Annotated in this window: 5 protein-coding genes; 2 read left to right on the forward strand and 3 right to left on the reverse strand. The window is 69.6% G+C overall.

What is annotated here, in order from left to right; genetic code table 11:
* The first annotated feature begins 234 nt into the window (after window positions 1-234).
* Entirely contained in the window at window positions 235-525 is a 291-nt protein-coding gene (locus AB0C36_RS42740) for a hypothetical protein (RefSeq protein WP_358365113.1), read from the forward strand.
* Between the two features lie 395 nt (window positions 526-920).
* On the opposite strand, the gene AB0C36_RS42745 is transcribed toward AB0C36_RS42740, so the two are convergent.
* A complete protein-coding gene (locus AB0C36_RS42745; protein WP_358365115.1) occupies window positions 921-1,568 on the reverse strand; it encodes a formylglycine-generating enzyme family protein in 648 nt (215 codons plus the stop codon).
* On the opposite strand from AB0C36_RS42745, the gene AB0C36_RS42750 reads away from it, so the two are divergent.
* Window positions 1,558-1,818 carry a YegP family protein gene (locus AB0C36_RS42750; RefSeq protein ID WP_358365117.1) on the forward strand — a complete coding sequence of 87 codons (261 nt, stop codon included), beginning with the start codon at window positions 1,558-1,560 and terminating at the stop codon, window positions 1,816-1,818. The two genes, AB0C36_RS42745 and AB0C36_RS42750, sit on opposite strands and share 11 nt — an antisense overlap.
* 464 nt (window positions 1,819-2,282) lie before the next feature.
* On the opposite strand, the gene AB0C36_RS42755 is transcribed toward AB0C36_RS42750, so the two are convergent.
* Both AB0C36_RS42755 and AB0C36_RS42760 read right to left on the reverse strand, forming a co-directional pair.
* The gene (locus tag AB0C36_RS42755) at window positions 2,283-2,852 is read right to left on the reverse strand and encodes a hypothetical protein (protein WP_358365120.1); all 570 of its coding nucleotides are present in this window, start codon (window positions 2,850-2,852) and stop codon (window positions 2,283-2,285) included.
* 349 nt (window positions 2,853-3,201) lie between these two features.
* The coding region (locus tag AB0C36_RS42760) for a hypothetical protein (RefSeq protein WP_358365123.1) at window positions 3,202-3,406 on the reverse strand (205 nt) is incomplete at its 5' end.

Genomic DNA, 3,406 nt, shown 5'->3' on the forward strand with positions numbered 1-3,406 from the left:
GCTACGAACGCAAAGCCGAGCACTTCCTCGCCTTCACCGCCATCGCGTGCACCCTCATCTGCTACCGCCGACTCACCAAATGAGACGACGTCTTAAGCCTGATCTCGCACTACGCGGCAGGTTCAAGGCCCGGTCATGCCTCGATCAGTCGGCAGGAAGCTATTGGTTCCGACCTATCGTGTGCATGTTCGGGGCGAGACGCTCCAGACGGTCGTGGGAACGGAGAACCGCAAGATGGCAACGCATCAAGCGCGATTGGGCTACATCCGAGACAGCGTGGCCGAGTTCCGCGAGGGAAAGACCTCCCTCCGCCGGCTCGTCGACGACATCGAGTTCACCGTCCAATCCCTGGACCCGGGACCGGTGCGCGACGACCTGCGTCCACTGGCCGGAACACTGGAGGAGATCTACGCCGTCGCCCTCGACCGCGGGGAACTCGACGACCTCCCGGCGACCACGGTCACGACGCTCGACGAGGTGCTGTCCACGATCGCCACCGCCATAGAGCCCGGCCCGAGCTCGTAGGCACGCACACACGGGCGAGACCGATCCTCGACACCTCACCTCCCCGGGAATCGACAGCGCCGGAGTAGCCCGGCAACCAGCTGAAGGCGGGCCGTGCCAAGCCGTCGGCGGCAGGCGCACCCGATCGTGCAGCGGCGTGTAGCGTCCTTGACGGGGACGAAGTATCCGAGACCTTAACTCGCAGGACTGACAAGGCGACCTTGTCGAACATGTGTTCGATAGCGGAAGTGGGGTGACCCTGTGTGATCGAGGTTGCGCGTGTGTCATCAAACTCTGGGTAACGCCGGTCTCGGGCACGAAGGGTGATGCAGGTCACTGGTACGCCCGTGTGGGTACTCAGTCGTGCCTGCCCAGCGGGTCGCGCGTTGGGCCGGGCGTGACCTACCGCATCGGCGTCACGCGGTGGAACGCGCGACGCGGAAACCTACGTCGTCGACTTGGAAGGTCGGGTGGCTGCGGCGCCGGACAGAGGCCCGGCAACTCCAGTGTTCATCGAACCAGCCGCCGCCGCGGAGTACGCGGTAGGTGCCGTAGACCTCGGCGTCGTAGACGTCCCAGCACCAGTTCCATACGTTGCCGAGCATGTCGTAGAGGCCCCACGGGTTGGGGCGCTTTCCGCCGACGGCGTGGATGCGCTCGTGCGAGTTGCCCCGGTGCCATGCGATCTCGTCGAGCGGCCCGTACCGCGGGCCGCTCGTGCCGGCCCGGCAGGCGTGCTCCCACTCGGCTTCGGTCGGCAGCCGGTACCCGTCGGCGGACGGGTCCCAATCGACGTCTTCACTGTCGGCACGGAAATGGTAGGCGGGCGTGAACCCGTCGCGCAGGGACAAGGTGTTGCAGAACCGTGCCGCGTCCCACCAGGAAACGCACTCGACGGGCAACAGGTCCCCACGGGCGGTGCTCGGTAGCCGGCCGGTGACCTGTGCGTACAACGCCTGGGTGACCGGGAACGCCCCGAGTTGGTAGGGCGGGATCTCGACCGACCAACTGCGCTGTGTCCGCCGGTCCGACAGTGTTGCCTGCCCCGGCGGGATGGCTACCATCTTGCTCCGCCAAGTGAGAACGTCCACGATCAGGGATCCTACAGAGACGCGTCCGAGCGCCACGGCGGGCGCCGGGCAAGATCAACTGATACGGCCACCGGCTGCGAGGTTAAACGTCAAGCTCAAGGCCGCGAACGGCGAGATCATCGCCTTCGGCGAGGGGTACACGTCCAGGAGCGCCGGCCTCAACGGCATCGAGTCGATCAAGGCCAGCGCCGCTGCCGCCCCGATCGTGGAGACCGACGCATAGTCCGTGCGGAGCCACGCGGACGACGTGCACAGCGTGCGCGGTCCAGGAGGGGCTTTGGCGGTGGGGCGGTCGGTCACCGCGGCGCTCCGAGGTCAGGCCGCCGTTGAGGCGGTGGCCGCGGAGGGGGCGGTGGGGAACAGGTCGGTGGTGCCGGTGAGCCGTAGCAGATGGGCGAGTTGCCTGCTCGGGGCCAGCGTGAGGGTTGCGCCGGTGTCGGCGGCGCGTGTGCGGCCGCGGAGCAAGCGCGTGCAGGCCGGCGGAGTCGCAGAAGGCGCCGGATGCGCCGCCGCGACGCCGACCTCGCGGCGGCCGTGTAGGCCCGGCGGGGCGCTCAGTCCGACAGCGGGCGCAGGCGGCACCGGTGAGGTCCGCCGCGCCGCTGCCGTCAGAGCTTTTCCCTGAACTGCACGTCAGGCTGTGGCGGGCGTCTGGCAGTCGCTGGGGAACGCGGCGGGTGGGGTGGGTTAGATGGTGCACATGGCGAGGGCGGAGACCCGGCCGTACGCCATGCGGGCGACCCAGGTGTTGGCGACGCTGGCGGAGGGGGCGTTGGTGGCGATCTCGTCCGCGTTGTGGCCGACTCCGGTGACGGCCGGGTCGGCGGCATATCCGCCGCCGGACAGCACCGTGCCTTCCGGGCACGTCGCGTAGGCCACTTTGCCGGGCTCGGACCTCTGAGTCCGGACGACGCCGGGGCTGTGGGCGCTGGACAGACACATCACGTACGCGGTGGAGGGACCGTGGAGCTGCTGCACCTGCCAGGTGTCGTGCTGGGTGGCGCTGGGGCCGTTGACCTTGATGAAGTCGGCGACCTGGCCGAAGCCGGTCGCGAAGGGGTAGACGTGGTAGCCGCCGCCGACCATGCCCATGCCCTCCGGGCAGGTCGCCTCGGCGAGTTCACCGTTCCCGGACTCCTCGGATGTCACGACTGTGGGGATCTCGGCGGCGGCAGCCGGTGCGGGTACGGGGGTGAGCAGGGTGGCGGCGAGCGCGGCGGCGGACGCGGCGGGCAGCAGGCGGCGGAACACGGGCACGGCAGTCCTCGCAGGGAGTCAAGGGCACAACGGTCCCAACCATTTTGTGGGTTAATTCTTCCGATGCCTCACGACACGACCATGCAGCACTGGCGGGCGCATCGGCACCATCCGTCCGGACCATCGACCCGCGAGCCACCAGCACCGTTCGGCCCCGCGCCACAACGACCCCGGACCCAACGGCGCGCAGGCGCATGTCGCTTCCCGCGCATGCCCTGACCAGCAGCGACAAGTTCCAAGGACTGGGCACTCCAACGTCGACGGCGCCGGGAGGGTCATTCTCCCGGCGCCGTCGACGTGTTCGCGGGTCAGTGTGTGAGCGCGAGGTTCGCGCGGATCCGCACCCCGATCAGGTCGCGCACACGTGCTCCTCCGCCGGGGCGGCCAGGCCCATCGCGCCGATGCGCTGCGCGGCGTCGGCGGCCGGCCGTTCGGCGTGCGCGGCGGCCTGGCCGACCGCGCCGGTCGTCACGAACAGTGCGCGCAGCGCCCACTTCGGCCGCTGACAGCCGGTAGGTGGCCGGGTGGGGCGGGCGGTCCCGGGCGCGGTGGGG

The organism is Streptodolium elevatio (assembly GCF_040649515.1).
GTDB lineage: Bacteria > Actinomycetota > Actinomycetes > Streptomycetales > Streptomycetaceae > Yinghuangia > Yinghuangia elevatio.

Coding starts and splice junctions, on each gene's coding strand:
- AB0C36_RS42750 (WP_358365117.1), top strand. CDS start 1,558: ATGGCTACCATCTTGCTCCGCCAAGTGAGAACGTCCACGATCAGGGAT.
- AB0C36_RS42745 (WP_358365115.1), bottom strand. CDS start 1,568: ATGGTAGCCATCCCGCCGGGGCAGGCAACACTGTCGGACCGGCGGACA.
- AB0C36_RS42740 (WP_358365113.1), top strand. CDS start 235: ATGGCAACGCATCAAGCGCGATTGGGCTACATCCGAGACAGCGTGGCC.